Here is a 1,185-nt window from a genome sequence, read left to right as displayed (position 1 = left end):
TGGAAGCATGGTGACATGTGGAGCTGACGAATACTAATAGATCGAGGACTTAACCATATAATATGAAGCAATGTTATCTAGTTTTGAAAGAATATAAAAAACTTGTTGACTTTAAAAGTTAAATGAGTTACAATGATTCTTGTCTTAAATGAATACAGTCTGGTAATGATGGCAGAGAGGCCACACCCGTTCCCATACCGAACACGGAAGTTAAGCTCTCTAGCGCCGATGGTAGTTGGGACCTTGTCCCTGTGAGAGTAGGACGTTGCCAGGCAATCCGGAGGATTAGCTCAGCTGGGAGAGCACCTGCCTTACAAGCAGGGGGTCGGCGGTTCGATCCCGTCATCCTCCACCATTTAGCCGACTTAGCTCAATTGGTAGAGCAACTGACTTGTAATCAGTAGGTTGGGGGTTCAAGTCCTCTAGTCGGCACCAGTTTTTATTGTAAGAGCCATTAGCTCAGTTGGTAGAGCATCTGACTTTTAATCAGAGGGTCGAAGGTTCGAGTCCTTCATGGCTCACCATTTTAATTAATATGCGGGTGTGGCGGAATTGGCAGACGCACTAGACTTAGGATCTAGCGCCTTTGGCGTGGGGGTTCGACTCCCTTCACCCGCACTTTTAATAAAATATCTCAAACATGTCTTGCGGAAGTAGTTCAGTGGTAGAATACAACCTTGCCAAGGTTGGGGTCGCGGGTTCGAATCCCGTCTTCCGCTCCAATTTTCAATATGACATGCCGGGGTGGCGGAACAGGCAGACGCACAGGACTTAAAATCCTGCGGTGGGTGACCACCGTGCGGGTTCGACCCCCGCCCTCGGCACCATATGCGCCCGTAGCTCAATTGGATAGAGCGTTTGACTACGGATCAAGAGGTTAGGGGTTCGACTCCTCTCGGGCGCGTTTTCTTTCGGGAAGTGGCTCAGCTTGGTAGAGCACCTGGTTTGGGACCAGGGGGTCGCAGGTTCAAATCCTGTCTTCCCGATACTTGTTTGGGGCCTTAGCTCAGCTGGGAGAGCGCCTGCCTTGCACGCAGGAGGTCAGCGGTTCGATCCCGCTAGGCTCCACCATTAGTTCTTTGAAAACTGAACGAAACAAACAACGTGAAACGTCAATTTTTATTTTAGATGCTAGACAAACTAACTTTATTGGAGAGTTTGATCCTGGCTCAGGATGAACGCTGG

9 tRNA genes and 1 rRNA gene are annotated in these 1,185 nt (G+C 49.2%); all 10 read left to right on the top strand.

The annotated features are described in order from the left end of the window. Positions 1-158 precede the first annotated feature (158 nt). The 10 genes from rrf (at position 159) to HMAS_RS27500 (ending at position 1,071) form a co-directional block, all read left to right on the top strand. A 5S ribosomal RNA gene (rrf, locus tag HMAS_RS27545) occupies positions 159-274 on the top strand. Between the two features lie 5 nt (positions 275-279). Continuing rightward, positions 280-355: transfer RNA gene (locus HMAS_RS27540), tRNA-Val, on the top strand. Between the two features lie 4 nt (positions 356-359). Then, a tRNA-Thr gene (locus HMAS_RS27535) sits at positions 360-435 on the top strand. Positions 436-448: 13 nt separating this feature from the next. Further along, positions 449-524 (top strand) — tRNA-Lys (locus HMAS_RS27530). A 13-nt stretch (positions 525-537) separates the two neighbouring features. Continuing rightward, positions 538-618, top strand: a tRNA-Leu gene (locus tag HMAS_RS27525). 29 nt (positions 619-647) lie between these two features. Continuing rightward, positions 648-722, top strand: a tRNA-Gly gene (locus tag HMAS_RS27520). A gap of 16 nt (positions 723-738) precedes the next feature. Beyond that, positions 739-827, top strand: a tRNA-Leu gene (locus HMAS_RS27515). Between the two features lie 3 nt (positions 828-830). Further along, positions 831-904, top strand: a tRNA-Arg gene (locus HMAS_RS27510). A gap of 8 nt (positions 905-912) precedes the next feature. Further along, positions 913-986, top strand: a tRNA-Pro gene (locus tag HMAS_RS27505). Between the two features lie 9 nt (positions 987-995). Further along, positions 996-1,071: transfer RNA gene (locus tag HMAS_RS27500), tRNA-Ala, on the top strand. The last annotated feature ends 114 nt before the right edge of the window (positions 1,072-1,185 follow it).

The organism is Bacillus sp. HMA207 (genome assembly GCF_003402455.1).
Classification (GTDB): domain Bacteria; phylum Bacillota; class Bacilli; order Bacillales; family Bacillaceae_G; genus Bacillus_A; species Bacillus_A cereus.
The sequence above is the reverse complement of the archived record's forward strand: the minus strand, read 5'-3'. Positions and strand labels throughout refer to the sequence as shown.